Source organism: Streptomyces sp. NPDC057950 (assembly GCF_042887295.1).
Classification (GTDB): Bacteria; Actinomycetota; Actinomycetes; order Streptomycetales; family Streptomycetaceae; genus Streptomyces; species Streptomyces kaempferi.
The window spans coordinates 245,221-260,118 of the sequence record NZ_JBHVPP010000010.1; the positions used below are offsets into that span (position 1 = coordinate 245,221).

A 14,898-nucleotide genomic window follows, 5' to 3' on the forward strand; every position below is an offset into this window, starting at 1 on the left:
GGCCCTTCCTCTAGGGTGATCACCCTTGTTGGTACGAAAATGTACCTTCGTTGCACGCAGAGCTGGAGCCAGGCTATGGTCCCCGGCTCATGTCCGAAGCCAGGTCATGAGGGCCGCGAAGGTGACGGTGCCGAGGTGGGTATAGGCGCGTTTCTCGTAGCGGGGGCTACAGGACCCGCTCGAGTTGGGATCCGTCACCGTAGTCTCCGGGTGTCGGGACGAAGGCGAGGGGCCTGCATCGCCCATCGGCGACGAGGTGGATCTTGGTGGTGAATCCTCCGCGGGACCGTCCCAGACATTCGCCGAGCTGACCACCTCCTCCAGACGGCCGGCCAATTTCAGCAGTACCGGATCGACTTGGTTCGTCCCTAGTCTGGCCCCCTATTTGAGGAACGCCGGCCGGAAACGCCTTCTTCGCGCCGGCCGCGTGCTGGTGAGTTCGCACTGCTGTCGAGTCCACCGACACGCCCCAGTCGACACCGTCCGCTGCGTCCTCGACTGCCTGGATACGGGATAGCAGCATCTGCCAGGTTCCATCGGCTGACCAGCGGCGATGTCGTTCGTCGACCGTTTCCCACGGCGCGAACCGCTCGGGTAGATCCCGCCACTGCACGCCGATCTCCATCATTCTTCACAACCTCTCCGCCCACACCGGCCAGGACATCCGCCGCTGGGCGAAGACGAACAAGGTCGAGCTGTGCGTCACCCCGACCTACGCCACCCGGGCCAACCCGATCGAGGCCCACTTCGGCCCGCTGCGGCAGTTCACCCAGGCCAACTCCCACCAACCACCCGGTGCAGACCTGGGCCCTGCACCGCTACCTGCGATGGCGCAACGCTCACGCCCATCACCCCGAGGCACTCGGCGCACAACGCCGAGAACGTGCTCGCATCCACAGCGAAAAGGGGCATCCGCAGGGGCGGACGCCCCCTCGCCCTCGCAGCTTGACCCGGCCCTGCGAAGCAAACGGCCAGGAGTACGTCAGGACCGACGACACCTGCCCCACAGGCTCGCGCGACAGGCGAAAGCCGGGGCCTGCTCCCACTTCTCCTGACCTCCGCCCGACTCGGTTGTGCGTCCTTGGGCAGCGCCAACAGTTGGTCAGCACGCCTCAGGATTCAACCGCAGGGAGATGCTGTTGATGCAGTACCGCTGGTCGGTTGGGGTGGGGAAGCCCTCCCCCTCGAAGACATGCCCCAGATGGGATCCGCAACGGGCGCAGCGGACTTCCGTCTGGACCGTTCCATACGAGCGGTCCTCGGCTAGTTCGACTGCGTCGGCTTCCTTAGGGTCGAAGAAGGCAGGCCACCCGCAGCCGGAGTCGAACTTCTCGGCAGACGTGAAGAGTTCGGCTCCGCAGGCGCGACAGGAGTAGACGCCTTCCGTCCGGGCGTCGGTGTACTCGCCGGTGAAGGGCATTTCAGTGGCTGCTCGGCGCAACACCTGATACTCGGACGATGTCAACTCGGCGCGCCACTGGGCATCTGTCTTTTCGAATTCGTACGGCATAGTTCTCGACCTCACGTGGTGGGTGGCGGCATGGGAGCCGGCAAACGGGGTTCTCGTCGCAGGGAGGCGAGGCGTCGGCCATGAGCAGCCTCCTTGTCTGCGAGCTGCGGGGTGGCGACGTCTTTGTGCGCCACTGCGGGCCAACGACATGCGAGCGCACGGATCGGCACCGCTCAGGCGATGTTCATCAGCGTCCGGGCTGGCGAACCTGGACCTCCTGCAGGAGCCAGGTGTTTCCGTCGGGGTCACTGAAAGTCGTGAAGGACGCATAGCTTCGCCGGTCGGGCGCGGGCCCTGGTACGCGCTCTTGAAAGCCTGCGTCGTAGACGTGGTGGAAGATCTCGCTCACGTCGGCGCCTCTGCTGATGAGGTCGATGCGGGCTTCATCGAGGTCGGGGACCACCAGGTAGTGGTTGTGCGCGGAGCCGGGCGGTGAGGGGGTGGTGCCGCGGCCGATGTGGACGGAGCACGGTGACCCGGGGGGTGTCAGTTGCACGATCCGGAACTGAGGGCCGGCTTCGTAGTCCGCATCGAGGCGCCAACCCAGGCTTTGGTAGAAGTTCAGGGACCGGTCCACGTCGGCCACCGGGAGAACGACGACTTCGAGGCTGAAGCGGGCGGGCGACTGCGTGGGGGGAGTCGTCGTATCGCTGTGTGGGGTGCGCTGAGTACTCATGACTGTTCTCCGCTGTAGTGCTTGGGTATGTGATTGCTGGTACTTGCCTGAGGCGTATGACGGGGCCGGGGTGTGCGCAGGCGCCCGACGGACCGCCATGTCCGCACTGGGGGGCAAGCCGAAGGTCTTGGCCTCGGCCGTGAACGTGGTGGGGGTCGTCCGGACCCCGATGCTTGCGGCATTCGCCGACGAGCGCTGTGCTGTCCGTGCGCACGTTGGGACTACGACTGGCCGGCGCGGCGGCGGGCAGGGCCACGGTCCGGACGTCGAGGTCGGTGAGATGGTCGACCCGTGGCTGCCGGCACCAAGTACCGTGCCAGGCCGTGTACCAGTAGGAGTATCGGGCACGTCCTGGTGGCCGCGTCCCGCCGGAGCCCTGTTGGTCGTCCGGCGGGACGGGCATCCGTGAGGGCACGCCTATAGGCAGGCGTGCCGAAGGGACGGGTCAAACGGCATCCCCGGGCGCTGGCATGTGGCCAGAGTTGGTGATCCGGATGTCCACGGAGAGGGCGCCGATGATGTGGCTGGGGCGAGTCCTATCGGGTGGGCTGGTCTGATCTGCAGAGACAGTCGACTGCGGTGCGTTTCGAGGAGTCGCAGCCAGACTTCGCTGAGGGTGGGGAACGCGGGTACGGCGTGCCAGAGCCTGTCGATGGGCACTTCGCCTGTGATGGCGATGGTTGCAGAGTGCAGGAGTTCGGCGACGCCGGGGCCGGCGAAGGTGGCTCCCGCGACAGTGCCCCGCTCAGTGTCGATGAGTAGGCGTGCTTGGCCGCGATACCCCTCGATGTACTGGTGCGCGCCCGCTACGTGCGCGAGGTCATAGTCGACGACCTTGATGCGGTGTCCGTACCGTTGCGCCTCGCGGGTCGTCAGACCGACGGATGCGACTTCGGGATGCGTGAAGACGACCTGCGGTACGGCGGTGTTGTCGGCGGTGGCGACATGTGCGCCCCACCGGGCGTCATCGATCGGCTCTCCCGCGATCCGTGCAGAGATGACCGCGCCGGCGATACGGGCCTGGTATTTGCCCTGGTGGGTCATGAGGGCGCGATGGTTGACGTCGCCGACTGCGTAGAGCCAGCCGTCGGGGACGTCGGTCACACGGAAGGTGTTGTCCACCCTCAGCCAGTCGCCCGGCGTCAAACCGATGGTCTCCAGACCCAGGTCTCCGGTGCGCGGTGTGCGACCGATGGCGAAGAGGATCTCGTCGGCGGCCAGACGGTCGCCGTCTGCGAGCGTGATGTGAACATCGCCGTCCTTGCGGGTCAGGCGGGAGACGGATGTCCCGAAGCGGAGATCGATTCCGGTTTCGCGTAGTCCGTCGGCGACCAGTTCCCCGGCGAAGGGCTCCATTCGCGGTAGCACTTCGTCCTCGCGGACGAGGAGGGTCACCTGGGACCCGAGGGCCTGCCAGGCGGTGGCCATTTCGACGCCTACGACGCCGCCACCGACGACGACCAGACGCGCAGGGACCCTCTCGGAACTGGTGGCTTCTCGGCTGGTCCACGGCCGGACGGTCTCGAGTCCGGGGATGTCGGGCAGCGCCGCGCTGGTGCCGGTGGACACGGCTACCGCATGCCGCGCGGTGAGCAGGACGCTCTCGTCGTCGGAGGTCTGCACGCGTACGGTGCGAGGCCCCTCTAGGCGCCCGTGGCCGCGGACGAGATCGACGGAGACCGAGTTCAGCCAGTCGACCTGATCGTCGTCTTTCCAGTAGGAGGACATTCTGTCGCGGTGCGCGAGGACTGCTTCGACGTCCAGTGGTGCCGCGGCCGCGTGCGCAAGTCCGGGTATGCGGCGGGCGTCGGCTCGTGCGATGACCGGCCGCAGAAGTGCCTTGCTCGGGTCGCAGGCCCAGAACGAGCATTCGCCGCCGAGCAGTTCACGTTCGACTATCACGGTGGTAAGGCCCGCGGCGCGAGTGCGTTCGGCAACGTTCTCGCCGACCGGCCCTGCCCCGATGACGATGACGTCGTAGGTGCGGGTGGTTTCGCTCATCGTGGATTCCGTTCCTTCGGGGAATGTTCGCGGGCTCGGGACGGCCCCGGCTGCTGCTTGAGGATCCCGTCGTTCGGGAAGGCGTGGTGAGCTGCCGGCGGCCCGCGATGCGAATCGGACACTGCCAGTGCAGTCCTCGGATTCAGCGTCAGCGGCCAGGAAGGCGCTGGGAGACTTCCTGAAGAACCCAGCCGTTGCCGTCGGGGTCGCTGAAGGTCAAGTAGCAGCCGTATGAGGCACGTTCAGGGTGCAGTCCGGGAAGCCGCTGCTGTCCCTGGCCGGAGTGGCTGACGCCGCCGTCAGCATGGCCGTGATGGAGCAGGCCTCCCGCGTCGTGGAAGATCTCGCTGACGTCGACTCCGCGGGCGGTGAGCTCGGCATGCGCTTCAACTATGTCCGAAACAATCAGGTAGAGGGCCTGGGCCGAGCCGGGAGCGGCTGTGGTCATGCCCTCGCCGAAGATGATCGAGCACTCAGAGCCGTTGGGAGTGAAATGCACGGCGCGGAAGTCGTCGGTTGCGGCGTAGTCAACATCGAGGCGGAAGCCGAGCTTCTCGTAGAAGGACTTGGCGCGGTCCACGTCGGAGACGGGCAGCACGATCATCTCGAGTTTGAGGTCCATCGAGGTTTCCTTTGATCCGTTGGGAATGGGCGAGTCGCCTCTTGCGGCGACGTGACACCGGCGAGCGGGAGGCTGGTTTCCAGGTCTGCGGACGATCTGGGCGGGATGGTCCGGCCCCGCGCCTCGCTCGTTCCAAAAAACGTACGGGCGACTTACCTCGCGCACAAGGTAAGTTTGCACGAGGAACGTGTGACAAAGATATCCGCCGAAGCGGAATGCCTGCGCGGCCCGGTTACACCCAGTCGAATTCGGTTGCCCGGAGCACCCTGAATACCTTTGGTGAAGCAAGCGTGACCGTCCGACAACGGCGGATTGGGTGCTCGATGAAGCGGTGTCGCCCCTACGCCCGATAGCGACACGGTCGGAAGCGGCAAGATGCACCGCCGGAGAGTCCCCACACGGAAGGAATGGATCGACTGCCCGTCTCGCGTGCGGGAGCGGAAATTATCGGCCGGGGCCGGCAGGACCTTCCCGTTCGTCGATTCCTGCGGCCCATCACGGTCGTCGCGTGATCATCTCGAGGGGGTCAGAACAGGGCCGACCCAACCCGCCCCCCGTGCGGCGCCTTACCCATGCCGACTCGCATTTTCGGCCGCAACGCCAGAGGAGACCGCCGGCCGTCGGCGCGGGAAACTCCTCGAATGAACGATTTAGTTGCACACAAGATAATTGCACCCATGGCTCCGCGGGTGTATTTTTACCGGAGGGTAATCATCTGGACGGAGTTGCGATGAAGGCGGATGGAACGGGAGCAAAGGATTCTCCGGCACTGCCCGAGGAGGCCAGCCTGCTGCTGGACGACCAGATGTGCTTCGCCCTGTATGCGGCTCAGCGGGCCATGACCAATCGCTATCGCCCTCTGCTGGAGGAGTTCAATCTGACCTATCCCCAGTATCTGGTGATGCTGGTCCTCTGGGAGCACGGCGCGCTCTCCATCAAAGACCTGGGCAAGCACCTGCAACTCGACTACGGCACTTTGACCCCGCTGCTGAAGCGCCTGCAGACGCACGGGCTGGTACGGCGCGAACGCCGGCCAGCTGACGAACGGTCGGTACAGATCAGCCTCACCGAAGAAGGCGCCGAGCTGCGCGAGCGTGCTCGTGTCATCCCCGCCATCATCGGAAAGACCACAGGCCTCACTGCCGCGGAGGTGGCACAAGTCAAGGTCCTCGTGGAGCGCCTGACGGCGAACGTGACCGCAAGCCAATGACTTGCCCCCGCTCCCCCGACTCCGGCGAGACTCCTGCCTGAAGGCGTCGACGGGCACTCACCGGACCGGTCCGGCCGGTGCGCTGAGGACCCTTCCGACCGTCGGACCCACCCCGGTTGCCGAACGTCGACCGGTGTCCGACGCCCGGGCCGCTCGGTGGTCGGCCCGGTGCGCTTCGCATCGGCGCCACGCTGTCACGGCGTCCGCCAGATGTTGTCGAAGGCCGCGTTCTCGATGGCGCGGCGCTGCCGTACGGCTTCGAGTTCCGTCTCCGCGTCGTGCACGGCGCCCAGAACGGTCCCGACCGGCCCGCCCCCCGGAGCGGCGGCCGCCCCGCCCGGGTGCTCGATGCCCACGGAGGCCGCCAGTCCGACGAGGACGGGATCGCCGTGCGACCAGCGTTCCCGCGCGCGCTCCCGGGCCGCCGGCGCGCCCGCCTCGGCGGCGACCCGATAGGCCTCGTACAAGTCACGGCCGCGGCGCCAGAGCCAGTCCTCGACGGTCTCGTACGGCTCCTCGCGGACGAGCGAGGACGCCGCCCGGGACAGCAGTCCGTCGTCCGTGGTCCACGGCGCGCCGGGCACCATGCGGTCGCCGTCCAGGGGCAGGGCCCTGGCATCGGCCAGGTCGACCGCTTCGGCCCCGGCGAGGGCCAGCGAGAGGTCGCCCTGCCCGACGTCGCGGCGGAACGGGACCTCCATGGCGATGATCAACAGGTCCTGCGGTGTGGTCATGTCGGACTCCACGTCTCGGACGGCTGCGGGTCGCGCCGACTGTTCGGCCCACACGCCCGCACATTGCCACTAGCGCATAATTGGGTACGTGGTAGGAAAAAAGTATGGGTTCACCGGACACGGCGCGGTAGAGATCGCGGCAAGTATTGAACAGGCGATCGGGCAAGGTGTACTGGCACCCGGCACTACTCTTCCGCCGCACCGAGAACTTGCCGCCGACCTCGCTGTGAACCCCAACACGGTCGCCGCGGCCTACCGGCGCCTACGCGACCGCGGCGTGATCGAGACAGGGGGTCGGCGCGGTAGTTGGGTACGTCCCCGCCCCGCCACCACCGTGCGCGACGCGCTTCTCCCCCACATGCCCCCGGGGGTGCGCGATGTGTCCACCGGTAATCCGGACACCGCCTTGCTCCCCGCTCTCGGCCCGGCACTGGCCAGTGCCGCCGCACTCCACGCGACACAGCCGGCGCTCTACGGCCAGGCGCCGCTCAACAGAGAACTGGAACAGCTCGCTCGCGACTCCTTCGACATGGACGGGGTCCCAGAGGGTCCCGTGGGACTGACCTCCGGCGCACTCGATGCCATCGAGCGTGCGTTGGTCGCCCATCTACGCCCTGGTGACACGGTGGCTGTGGAGGACCCTGGCTGGGCCAGCCTCTTCGACCTCCTTCCCGGGCTAGGGCTGCAACCGACGCCGGTCCCTGTCGACGACGAAGGCCCCGTACCCCATCACGTAGAGGCAGCCCTGAGACAGGGGGCGCAAGCGCTCATCGTCACCAACCGAGGTCAAAACCCGACCGGCGCCGCCCTCTCGACGACCCGCGCCGACGAACTGCGAGCAGTCCTGTCTGATTACCCGAAGACCCTCGTCGTGGAGGACGACCACGCCTTCGGCCTGTCCGAGCTGCCACTGCACACACTCGGCGGCAGCACCCGGCACTGGATTGTCGTCCGCTCGACGGCCAAGGCCTACGGCCCCGACCTTCGGCTGGCCGCCCTTACAGGCGACCCCGTTACGGTCGACCGGATAGGCGGGCGCCACCGACTCGGTCCTGGCTGGATCAGCCATCTGCTGCAGAACACCGTTACGCACCTCTGGCGCACCCAGTCGCTGGACACCCGGGCCGTGTCGGCGTCCTACGCCGCACGCCGCGACGGCCTCGTACAAATGCTGGCAGACCGCGGCGTCTTGGCCCACGGACGCAGCGGAATCAATGTGTGGATACCGGTCCTCGACGAAACGGCGACCGTGACCCGGCTGCTGCAGTCCGGCTGGGCCGTTGCTCCCGGGGCACGATTCCGCCTCCGCTGCGCGCCCGGCGTCCGGGTGACGATCTCTCCGCTCTCCCTCCAGGACCTGCCTGGGCTCGCCGACGCCATCACCGAAGCGGTCCGTCCGCAGCACATCGTGCGGTACGGCTGACGCTGCTTTCGTCCGGTCGCCCAGACGGACACTGCGCACGCATCCCGCCCTATGCGCCTCACGACCGCCCACGTCGCGTGATCGCTACTCGCTTCGCAGGATCGTCAGGACGCGGAGCATTTCGAGGTATATCCAGACAAGCGTTGTGGTGAGGCCGAAGGCTGCTGTCCATGATTCGTCACGAGGAGCTCCAGAAGCGATGCCGTCTTCGACCTGTCTGAAATCCAACGCGAGGAAACAGGCCCCGAGAACGATCCCGAAGACGCCGAAGAGGACACCGAGACTGCCGCTGCTGAACCCTAGGCCGTTGCCTGCGCCGAAGGAGCTGAACAGCAGATCCGCCACCATAAGCAACGCCAACCCTGCGGCCGCAGCGATGGTAAACCCGTGGAAGCGTCGCGTGACTCGGATCCACCGCTTCTTGTAAGCGATCAACACGCCGGCGAAAACAGCCAGTGTGCCTAGTACCGCCTGGATCACTATGCCTGGCGAGATGAATGCGGATGTGATGCTGGAGACGACACCGAGGAAGTCTCCCTCCAGTGCGGCGTAGGCCAGGATCAGTACCGGTGACGGCTTGCGTTTGGCGAGCTGCGTCAGCGCCAGGACAAAAGCCGCCACTGCGGAGCCGACGGCTATGCCATACGATCGGCCGATCTCGGCACCATCGACGGGCAGAATCACCCAGGAGAGCACCGCGGCGAGACTCACCGTGCCGAAGGCTATTGCCGTGCGGGTAACGACGTCGTCGATCGTCATCGCGGAAGAAGCGGGACAGGTCTCGTTGAGGTCAGGAGCTCTCACCTGATCCACGTAGGAGGCTGAGGGGTCTCGATACCCGGTATCGAGAGGAACTCGGCTGACGTCGCGGAAGAAACCGCGTCGGGAGAAGACAGGGTTACTGCTGTTCATTGCTTTCCTCTGGAGGCGTATCTCACGGTTCCGCCGATACACCACTAAATACGCGGCAAGGCAAGAGTTCTTGGGCGCATGGCGCGACGTGGCTACGTAATGCGTTCGCAGGGCCACCGCGTCGAGCGCTGGCCGTCATGACGCGAAGGTCCAGTCCACGGGCCCGTATCCCAGCATCACCGTTGTTTCCGACCACAGCCAGAGCACTACGGGATCTCGCGAGCAATCACGGGTGAGCGCACTGGTGGCCGGCCCCGTCCCAGCAGGACCGGGGGATGCAGGCGGGCCGCCGAATGAGCGGCGCCGATTCGCTTGTACGTATAGGTTTGCCGTGAGGGGCATGTATGGCCTGCGTCCTCGTCGACTCACCGGCGTATTGCCAAAGACTGAGCGGCAGGCACGCGGGCGCCAGCTCAAAAAACGCCGTGCGGCGGTGGTTTCGATGCCCCGAGTCACGCTTCCGCGCGCTTCGGCAGGCGCCAGTTCGGCCGCGGGAAGTGGCAGGTATAGCCCTCGGGGAACTTCTCCAGGTAGTCCTGGTGCTCCGGCTCGGCCTCCCAGAAGTCGCCGGCGGGGACGACCTCGGTCACGACGTTGCCGGGCCACAGACCCGAGGCCTCGAGGTCCGCGATGGTGTCCTCGGCGACCCGCCGCTGCTCGTCGCCGACATAGAAGATCGCCGAGCGGTAGCCGAGGCCGATGTCGTTGCCCTGACGGTTCTTCGTGGTCGGATCGTGAATCTGGAAGAAGTACTCCAGGATCGCGCGGTAGTCGGTCACGGTGGGATCGAAGGTGATCTCGATCGACTCGGCGTGCGTCCCGTGGTGGCGGTAGGTCGCGTTGGGGACGTCACCACCGCTGTATCCGACCCGCGCGGCCAGGACACCCGGGAGCTTCCGGATCAAGGCCTGCATCCCCCAGAAGCAGCCGCCCGCCAGCAACGCCCTTCCCTCAGTAACGCCCATAACTCCTCACATCCCTTTCGACTCTTGATGACCACTGCCAATGTGCCACCCACGGCCCGGCGCGGGCCGAGCAGCTCGAAGTAGAGCCGCTCGGCCCGCGCTACCGCACTACGCCACACACAGTGGGGCGGTAATCCTTACCGGAGCGAACGAAGGCCCGTGCGAACCTCGCTGACGAACAGCTCCGGCTGCTCCCAGGCGGCGAAGTGGCCACCCTTGGGGAGTCGGTTGTAGTGGACGAGGTTCGGGTAAGCCTGCTGCGCCCAGCTCTTGGGAGCCTGGTAGAGCTCGTCGGGGAAGACGCTGACAGCAACGGGGAGCTTGACACCGTTGACGCCGAAAAACGGGGTGGTGTTCTCGGCGTAGAGGCGGGCCGCAGAGACGCCGCTGTTCGTCAGCCAGAAGAGGGTGATGTTGTCCAGGACGTCGTCGCGACTCAGGCCCTCGCTGACACCGTCAAAGGCGCGACTGATGAGGGCAAGGCTGGCCGCGTCGTGATCGAGCATGAAGGCCGCAAGACCGACCGGGGAGTCCGCGAGCGCGGTCAGGGACTGCGGACGCGAACCCATCATGTAGGCGTAGTAGACGTGCCGGTAGACGAAGTCGAGCTGCCCGACCGCGGCCTGCTCTTCGTCGGACAGGGAGAGCCCCTCGGGCAGCGGGTTGCCCTTGGCAAGCGCGCCATCGATGTCGGCCGGGATTACACCCGGCATGTTGGTGTGAATGCCTACCAAGCCCTCGGGCTCCTGTGCGCCCATGAGATCGGTGACGATGGCCCCCCAGTCGCCGCCCTGCGCGGCGTACTTCGTGTAGCCCAGACGCCTCATCAGCTCTCCCCAGGCGCGGGCGATGCGCTCGGGGTTCCACCCGCCCGAGGTCGGCTTGCCGGAGAAGCCGTAGCCAGGCATGGACGGGATCACCACGTGGAAGGCGTCCGATGCCTCACCACCGTGGGCGGTCGGGTTGGTGAGCGGCTCGATGATCTTCAGCTGCTCTACGATCGAACCCGGCCAGCCGTGCGTCACGATCAGCGGCAGAGCGTCCTCGTGCTTGGAACGGACGTGGATGAAGTGGATGTCCAGCCCGTCGATCTCGGTGAGGAACTGAGGGTAGGAGTTCACCTTCGCCTCGACCTTGCGCCAGTCGTACTCATCCGCCCAGTACCGGGCGAGTTCGCGAACCGTCGCGAGCTGCGTGCCCTGCGACTGATCCGTCACAGTCTCCTTCTCGGGGAAACGCGTCGCCTTGATACGCGAACGCAGGTTCTCCAGATCCGCCTCGTCGAACTCGAACGTGAACGGGCGGATCTCAGCCGTGCCAGACACTTGCTTCTCCTTCTTGGACGAACTCTGAGATGCCACAGGCAACTCAGCATCAGAATTACGGGAATCCATCTGCGGAAGGAGCCTCTGTTTCTCCCGCAGAACGGAAGAGAGAGTCTTTCGGACGTCCCTGCTTCCCGGTGCCATTTCATGATGGGGCGCAGCAGCAGCATCGGTAATCTGCTAGATGACTTAGATCCGGACTGAGCTCAGGAGCGTCACGTAAGTCACCTGACCTAACGGCCGACGGTCCAGTCCTGCGGACATCTGCCAATCGACACCTGCACGGCCTACCCCGGTCGCCGCTCTTCATTGCCCGAAGTTGCTGTCGTCGTGGCATCAAATCGGGTGCGCTGCGGCTGCCCCGGCACCGCATCCGCACTCATGCTTCCCCTGCCGGAAGCAACGCGTCGGGATCGTTGCCGTGGGCGCGTAGGCGTCTCGCAGACTCCGTCGTAGTACTCGGTGAGGCGCCCGAAGCCTCACCGAGTACTACGCCCTCACGCCAAACGTTGGGGTAGACCAACATGGTTCAGCACGACTTGTCCAGGCTCAAGGTCGTTGATCAAGTCATGCGGAACATGATCAAGAACCTGACGGTCGGCGTCGTGCTCACGGGCGTGTTCGTCCTGCCCGGAGTCTCGCCGGCTTCTGCCACGGCAACACCTCTGAAGCGCCTGCCCGCAGGCACCATCGCCACGGCCCCGGCTCGCTCGCCAGCAATGCCCGACTGACCAACCGGCAGGCCCTCGCACGAATTGCCGCCGCCGACATCCAGCGCCCCGTGGGCCGCACCTCCCTCAAGGACGTAGGCGTCCGCACCATCCAGGGAGTCATCGCGCTCAAGAGGGCCAGCCGCTGCACCATCACCGGCGGCACCGAGTCCGGCCACAGCGCCGCCCCCGCTCCCACGCCCGCGGGTACAAACTCGATCTGGAGCCGGTGACCGCCGATCCTTGGGAGTTCCAGGCTGTGTCGCGCAGGTCATGCTCGGGCGGCCGGCCGAAGTCCAGGGCCCTGCGGCGGCACTCGAAGCGCCAGGCAGCCAGGACCGGCTCGATCAACTCCCAGCGGGCATCGGACAGATCGCTCGGATACGGACGTCGCTTCGCCATACTCGTGATGTATCGCCGCAGACCGAACGCGCCCAGGCGCGCCGCAATACCGACAGAAGCATGCGAGCAGCGACGTGGGCCTTCTGCAATGAGACAGGCACAAGTCGTCTCCCGCACCAACCGTCACCCCATCCGACCTGCATGCCCCAACCGCCCCGAGGGTCTCTTCCGCACCACAGTCCCGCACTTCGAGAAAGTCTCTGTTTAAGGGCAAGACATATGAAAACGACCTCTACAGGGGATCAGTCGAAGCGTCCTGGTTGCCACAGGCGAGGCATCCGACCTGCACACACGCTCTTTCACCAGTGCTTCTGTCACCTGGAGCTGTCCCTCACGGCCCGCACGACGTTAGCGTCGGGTCCATGATCGTATGGCTCAACGGCACCCATGGCGCAGGAAAGACGACGACCAGTGTGCTCGTGCAGCGGCTGATCCCGGACTCACGGGTATTCGACGCCGAGAAGGTCGGCGAGACACTCATGGACATCACACCAGGGCTGCCCGCGACGGACAACTTCCAGCACTGGCCGCCATGGCGCCCGCTCGTAGTCGAGACCGCCCGACGCGTTCTCGACTACACCGGCGGCACCCTGGTGATGCCCATGACGGTCCTGGTCGAGCAGTACTGGCGCGAGATCAGCTCAAGCCTCGCGCAGCACACCATTCCGGTCCGGCACTTCGTCCTCCATGCCGACCAGGACACCCTCCGCGCGCGCATCGCCGGCGACACCGTCCTTGGCCCCAACTCCCCGTTTCGGCTCCAATACCTCGAGCCCTACGCCGAGGCGGCCCGCACATGGCTGCACGCCGAAGCCGAAGTCGTCGACACCACACACCTCACACCCGCCCAGACCGCCCAGCAAATCGCAGAGGCCGTCAACGGCTGCGAAGGCGACCTTTCGGCCGTCAAACCTCGCAGGTGACAACAAGCCTGCCCATATGACAACTGTGACTGCCGCGCTCACGGCTGTGTCAGTGGCGTCGCGTAACGTTCATGCGGATTGCGGGGGCTGTGATCTGCGCGAAGGGGTGGGCAGCGGCGTGAGTGACCTTATGGAGTGGTTGGCGGGGCGTGATCGGGACGCGGCACTGATCATCAGGACCGATTACAGCGACGAACAGGCATGGGCTGCGGTGAGAGCGGAGCTGATGAGGTCCTGGGGTGACGGGGACTTCGAGCCGTACGTCCACATAGCCGATGATCCGAAGTGGGCGGGATGTACCTCGGCTCAGATCCTCGCCGCGGTGTCCGCCGATGAGGAACTGAGCGCGGTGTTCCTCGCCGACCGCGACTCAATGGGCGACGGACCCATCACGTTGCTTGCGGTGGCGGTTCTGGCCAGGGAAGAGTGCGACAGCGACGAGGAATTCGATGCGGACGGCGGCGAGTTCCGCACCGTCCCCGCCGGCATTCATGAGATGCACGCGAACCTGATGATCGCCAATATGTCCTTTGGCGATTTCAAGGAAGCGGCCGAGAACGACTCTCAGGGCGCCTTCCAAGGATTCGCCATCTGAACGGCCCGGCTCACCAGGCCGCCCGCCAAAGCGCTGAGTACAAGAACCCGGCGGAGGGCTGACAGGAAGACGCTAAACAAATTTTTCCGTACCTCAGGTGGATTGATTAAGCCGGCCCGCCGGGTCTGCTCCTCACAGTGAGAGCGGACCGCACGTCAGCCGGTACGCCTCCTGGATCCAAAGCTCCTTGGTGCCCGGGTTCACGCCGCAGGCCAGGGACGCACCTGTGTCGCCGGACCAGGTGGTCACACTGCCGTAGACGTCACGGCCGGGGCAGGTCACGGTGAAGCTCGCGTCGACGGCCTGGACTCCCGCCGCCTCGACGAAACGCCCCTCGTGCCGAGGAAGTCGGCCTTGACGGGGTGGCGCCGGCGATCGGCGGACTCCTTCCCCGGCATGGCCAGTTCCTCAACGTCCCCTCGCTCGAGGCGCTTGGCGAGCGCGGCGAGGACCTGGTGGGCTGACACGCGGTCGTCGCTCGTGCCGACCTGGGCCACGATGTTGCGCACGAGCCCCGGGTGAAACGTGATCCAGCCGTCGCTCATGAGGACGTTCACGACCGGCGAGACTTCGGTGAGCCGTCGCTCCGGGTGCACCGAGGTCCACCGCACGGCCCCGCCCGCGCAGGACGGCGTGGACGCGGTGGCCTTCGTCTCGGCCTCGGTCGTCTTCCTCGCCGCGGGGTTCGCGGGCGCTGCCGTACAGGCCGCCGCCGACGGCACCACCGCGCACGTCAGCGCCACCATCGCCCACCCATGACGTCGTGTCATCCTGCTGCGTGCCATTCGCTGTCGTTCCACTCGCTCACGTGCCGGACCCCGCCGTTCGGACGATCGGGTCCACGATCTGGGCAATCTGCGAATATGTGCCCTCTGAACAGCCAAAACAGG

16 protein-coding genes and 3 pseudogenes are annotated in these 14,898 nt (G+C 66.0%); 8 read left to right on the top strand and 11 right to left on the bottom strand.

The genetic code is table 11. The features are described from left to right. Window positions 1-169 precede the first annotated feature (169 nt). Window positions 170-625 (bottom strand): annotated as a pseudogene (locus ACFVTC_RS18935) (transposase); the annotation flags it as partial. Here ACFVTC_RS18935 and ACFVTC_RS18940 point away from each other — a divergent pair. After that, window positions 615-949 (top strand): annotated as a pseudogene (locus ACFVTC_RS18940) (transposase); the annotation flags it as partial. The pseudogenes ACFVTC_RS18935 and ACFVTC_RS18940 sit on opposite strands and share 11 nt — an antisense overlap. 153 nt (window positions 950-1,102) lie before the next feature. Here ACFVTC_RS18940 and msrB read toward each other — a convergent pair. The 4 genes from msrB to ACFVTC_RS18960 all read right to left on the bottom strand — a co-directional run bounded on the left by msrB (window position 1,103) and on the right by ACFVTC_RS18960 (window position 4,809). Next, a complete protein-coding gene (gene msrB, locus ACFVTC_RS18945) occupies window positions 1,103-1,510 on the bottom strand; it encodes a peptide-methionine (R)-S-oxide reductase MsrB (RefSeq protein ID WP_390128305.1) in 408 nt (135 codons plus the stop codon). Window positions 1,511-1,697: 187 nt separating this feature from the next. Continuing rightward, window positions 1,698-2,186 carry a VOC family protein gene (locus ACFVTC_RS18950; RefSeq protein WP_390128308.1) on the bottom strand — a complete coding sequence of 163 codons (489 nt, stop codon included), beginning with the start codon at window positions 2,184-2,186 and terminating at the stop codon, window positions 1,698-1,700. Between the two features lie 417 nt (window positions 2,187-2,603). Next, on the bottom strand, window positions 2,604-4,187 hold the full coding sequence (locus tag ACFVTC_RS18955; protein WP_390128309.1) for a dihydrolipoyl dehydrogenase family protein: 1,584 nt from the start codon (window positions 4,185-4,187) through the stop codon (window positions 2,604-2,606). Window positions 4,188-4,335: 148 nt separating this feature from the next. Continuing rightward, window positions 4,336-4,809, bottom strand: a complete 474-nt coding sequence (locus ACFVTC_RS18960; protein ID WP_390128311.1) for a VOC family protein — start codon at window positions 4,807-4,809, stop codon at window positions 4,336-4,338. Between the two features lie 730 nt (window positions 4,810-5,539). Between ACFVTC_RS18960 and ACFVTC_RS18965 the strand changes: the two genes are divergently transcribed. Further along, window positions 5,540-6,019 carry a MarR family winged helix-turn-helix transcriptional regulator gene (locus tag ACFVTC_RS18965; RefSeq protein WP_390128314.1) on the top strand — a complete coding sequence of 160 codons (480 nt, stop codon included), beginning with the start codon at window positions 5,540-5,542 and terminating at the stop codon, window positions 6,017-6,019. Between the two features lie 194 nt (window positions 6,020-6,213). Here the strand turns inward: ACFVTC_RS18965 and ACFVTC_RS18970 are convergent, their stop codons facing one another. After that, window positions 6,214-6,753, bottom strand: coding sequence for a GPP34 family phosphoprotein (locus ACFVTC_RS18970; protein ID WP_390128317.1), 540 nt, complete (start codon window positions 6,751-6,753; stop codon window positions 6,214-6,216). Window positions 6,754-6,832: 79 nt separating this feature from the next. Between ACFVTC_RS18970 and ACFVTC_RS18975 the strand changes: the two genes are divergently transcribed. After that, on the top strand, window positions 6,833-8,176 hold the full coding sequence (locus tag ACFVTC_RS18975; protein ID WP_390128417.1) for an aminotransferase class I/II-fold pyridoxal phosphate-dependent enzyme: 1,344 nt from the start codon (window positions 6,833-6,835) through the stop codon (window positions 8,174-8,176). An 84-nt stretch (window positions 8,177-8,260) separates the two neighbouring features. Here the strand turns inward: ACFVTC_RS18975 and ACFVTC_RS18980 are convergent, their stop codons facing one another. The 3 genes from ACFVTC_RS18980 to ACFVTC_RS18990 form a co-directional block, all read right to left on the bottom strand. Continuing rightward, window positions 8,261-9,088 carry a Bax inhibitor-1/YccA family protein gene (locus ACFVTC_RS18980; protein ID WP_390128319.1) on the bottom strand — a complete coding sequence of 276 codons (828 nt, stop codon included), beginning with the start codon at window positions 9,086-9,088 and terminating at the stop codon, window positions 8,261-8,263. A gap of 452 nt (window positions 9,089-9,540) precedes the next feature. Continuing rightward, window positions 9,541-10,053: a peptide-methionine (S)-S-oxide reductase MsrA gene (msrA, locus tag ACFVTC_RS18985; RefSeq protein ID WP_390128322.1), complete on the bottom strand. Its 513-nt coding sequence runs from the start codon at window positions 10,051-10,053 to the stop codon at window positions 9,541-9,543. 137 nt (window positions 10,054-10,190) lie between these two features. Continuing rightward, window positions 10,191-11,378, bottom strand: a complete 1,188-nt coding sequence (locus ACFVTC_RS18990) for an epoxide hydrolase family protein (RefSeq protein WP_390128325.1) — start codon at window positions 11,376-11,378, stop codon at window positions 10,191-10,193. Between the two features lie 524 nt (window positions 11,379-11,902). On the opposite strand from ACFVTC_RS18990, the gene ACFVTC_RS18995 reads away from it, so the two are divergent. Together ACFVTC_RS18995 and ACFVTC_RS19000 are read left to right on the top strand one after the other, a co-directional pair. After that, window positions 11,903-12,109, top strand: a complete 207-nt coding sequence (locus ACFVTC_RS18995; protein WP_390128327.1) for a hypothetical protein — start codon at window positions 11,903-11,905, stop codon at window positions 12,107-12,109. A gap of 50 nt (window positions 12,110-12,159) precedes the next feature. Further along, entirely contained in the window at window positions 12,160-12,321 is a 162-nt protein-coding gene (locus ACFVTC_RS19000; protein WP_390128419.1) for a hypothetical protein, read from the top strand. A 28-nt stretch (window positions 12,322-12,349) separates the two neighbouring features. Here ACFVTC_RS19000 and ACFVTC_RS19005 read toward each other — a convergent pair. After that, window positions 12,350-12,490: pseudogene (locus ACFVTC_RS19005) on the bottom strand (IS5/IS1182 family transposase); the annotation flags it as partial. Between the two features lie 362 nt (window positions 12,491-12,852). Between ACFVTC_RS19005 and ACFVTC_RS19010 the strand changes: the two are divergent. Both ACFVTC_RS19010 and ACFVTC_RS19015 read left to right on the top strand, forming a co-directional pair. Continuing rightward, complete coding sequence (locus ACFVTC_RS19010) at window positions 12,853-13,413, top strand: ATP-binding protein (protein WP_390128329.1); 561 nt, start codon at window positions 12,853-12,855, stop codon at window positions 13,411-13,413. A 16-nt stretch (window positions 13,414-13,429) separates the two neighbouring features. Further along, a complete protein-coding gene (locus ACFVTC_RS19015) occupies window positions 13,430-14,008 on the top strand; it encodes a DUF6924 domain-containing protein (protein ID WP_390128330.1) in 579 nt (192 codons plus the stop codon). 278 nt (window positions 14,009-14,286) lie between these two features. On the opposite strand, the gene ACFVTC_RS19020 is transcribed toward ACFVTC_RS19015, so the two are convergent. Next, window positions 14,287-14,565: a hypothetical protein gene (locus ACFVTC_RS19020; RefSeq protein ID WP_390128332.1), complete on the bottom strand. Its 279-nt coding sequence runs from the start codon at window positions 14,563-14,565 to the stop codon at window positions 14,287-14,289. On the opposite strand from ACFVTC_RS19020, the gene ACFVTC_RS19025 reads away from it, so the two are divergent. Further along, a complete protein-coding gene (locus ACFVTC_RS19025) occupies window positions 14,552-14,767 on the top strand; it encodes a hypothetical protein (protein ID WP_390128335.1) in 216 nt (71 codons plus the stop codon). The two genes, ACFVTC_RS19020 and ACFVTC_RS19025, sit on opposite strands and share 14 nt — an antisense overlap. Window positions 14,768-14,898: the final 131 nt, after the last annotated feature.

Bases quoted from the DNA above. Each gene is read 5' to 3' on its own strand.
- ACFVTC_RS19015 (WP_390128330.1), top strand. From the start codon at position 13,430: ATGACAACTGTGACTGCCGCGCTCACGGCTGTGTCAGTGGCGTCGCGT.
- ACFVTC_RS19025 (WP_390128335.1), top strand. From the start codon at position 14,552: ATGAGGACGTTCACGACCGGCGAGACTTCGGTGAGCCGTCGCTCCGGG.
- ACFVTC_RS18965 (WP_390128314.1), top strand. From the start codon at position 5,540: ATGAAGGCGGATGGAACGGGAGCAAAGGATTCTCCGGCACTGCCCGAG.
- ACFVTC_RS19010 (WP_390128329.1), top strand. From the start codon at position 12,853: ATGATCGTATGGCTCAACGGCACCCATGGCGCAGGAAAGACGACGACC.
- ACFVTC_RS18995 (WP_390128327.1), top strand. From the start codon at position 11,903: ATGGTTCAGCACGACTTGTCCAGGCTCAAGGTCGTTGATCAAGTCATG.
- msrA (WP_390128322.1), bottom strand. From the start codon at position 10,053: ATGGGCGTTACTGAGGGAAGGGCGTTGCTGGCGGGCGGCTGCTTCTGG.
- ACFVTC_RS18955 (WP_390128309.1), bottom strand. From the start codon at position 4,187: ATGAGCGAAACCACCCGCACCTACGACGTCATCGTCATCGGGGCAGGG.
- ACFVTC_RS18970 (WP_390128317.1), bottom strand. From the start codon at position 6,753: ATGACCACACCGCAGGACCTGTTGATCATCGCCATGGAGGTCCCGTTC.
- ACFVTC_RS18960 (WP_390128311.1), bottom strand. From the start codon at position 4,809: ATGGACCTCAAACTCGAGATGATCGTGCTGCCCGTCTCCGACGTGGAC.
- ACFVTC_RS18980 (WP_390128319.1), bottom strand. From the start codon at position 9,088: ATGAACAGCAGTAACCCTGTCTTCTCCCGACGCGGTTTCTTCCGCGAC.
- msrB (WP_390128305.1), bottom strand. From the start codon at position 1,510: ATGCCGTACGAATTCGAAAAGACAGATGCCCAGTGGCGCGCCGAGTTG.
- ACFVTC_RS18950 (WP_390128308.1), bottom strand. From the start codon at position 2,186: ATGAGTACTCAGCGCACCCCACACAGCGATACGACGACTCCCCCCACG.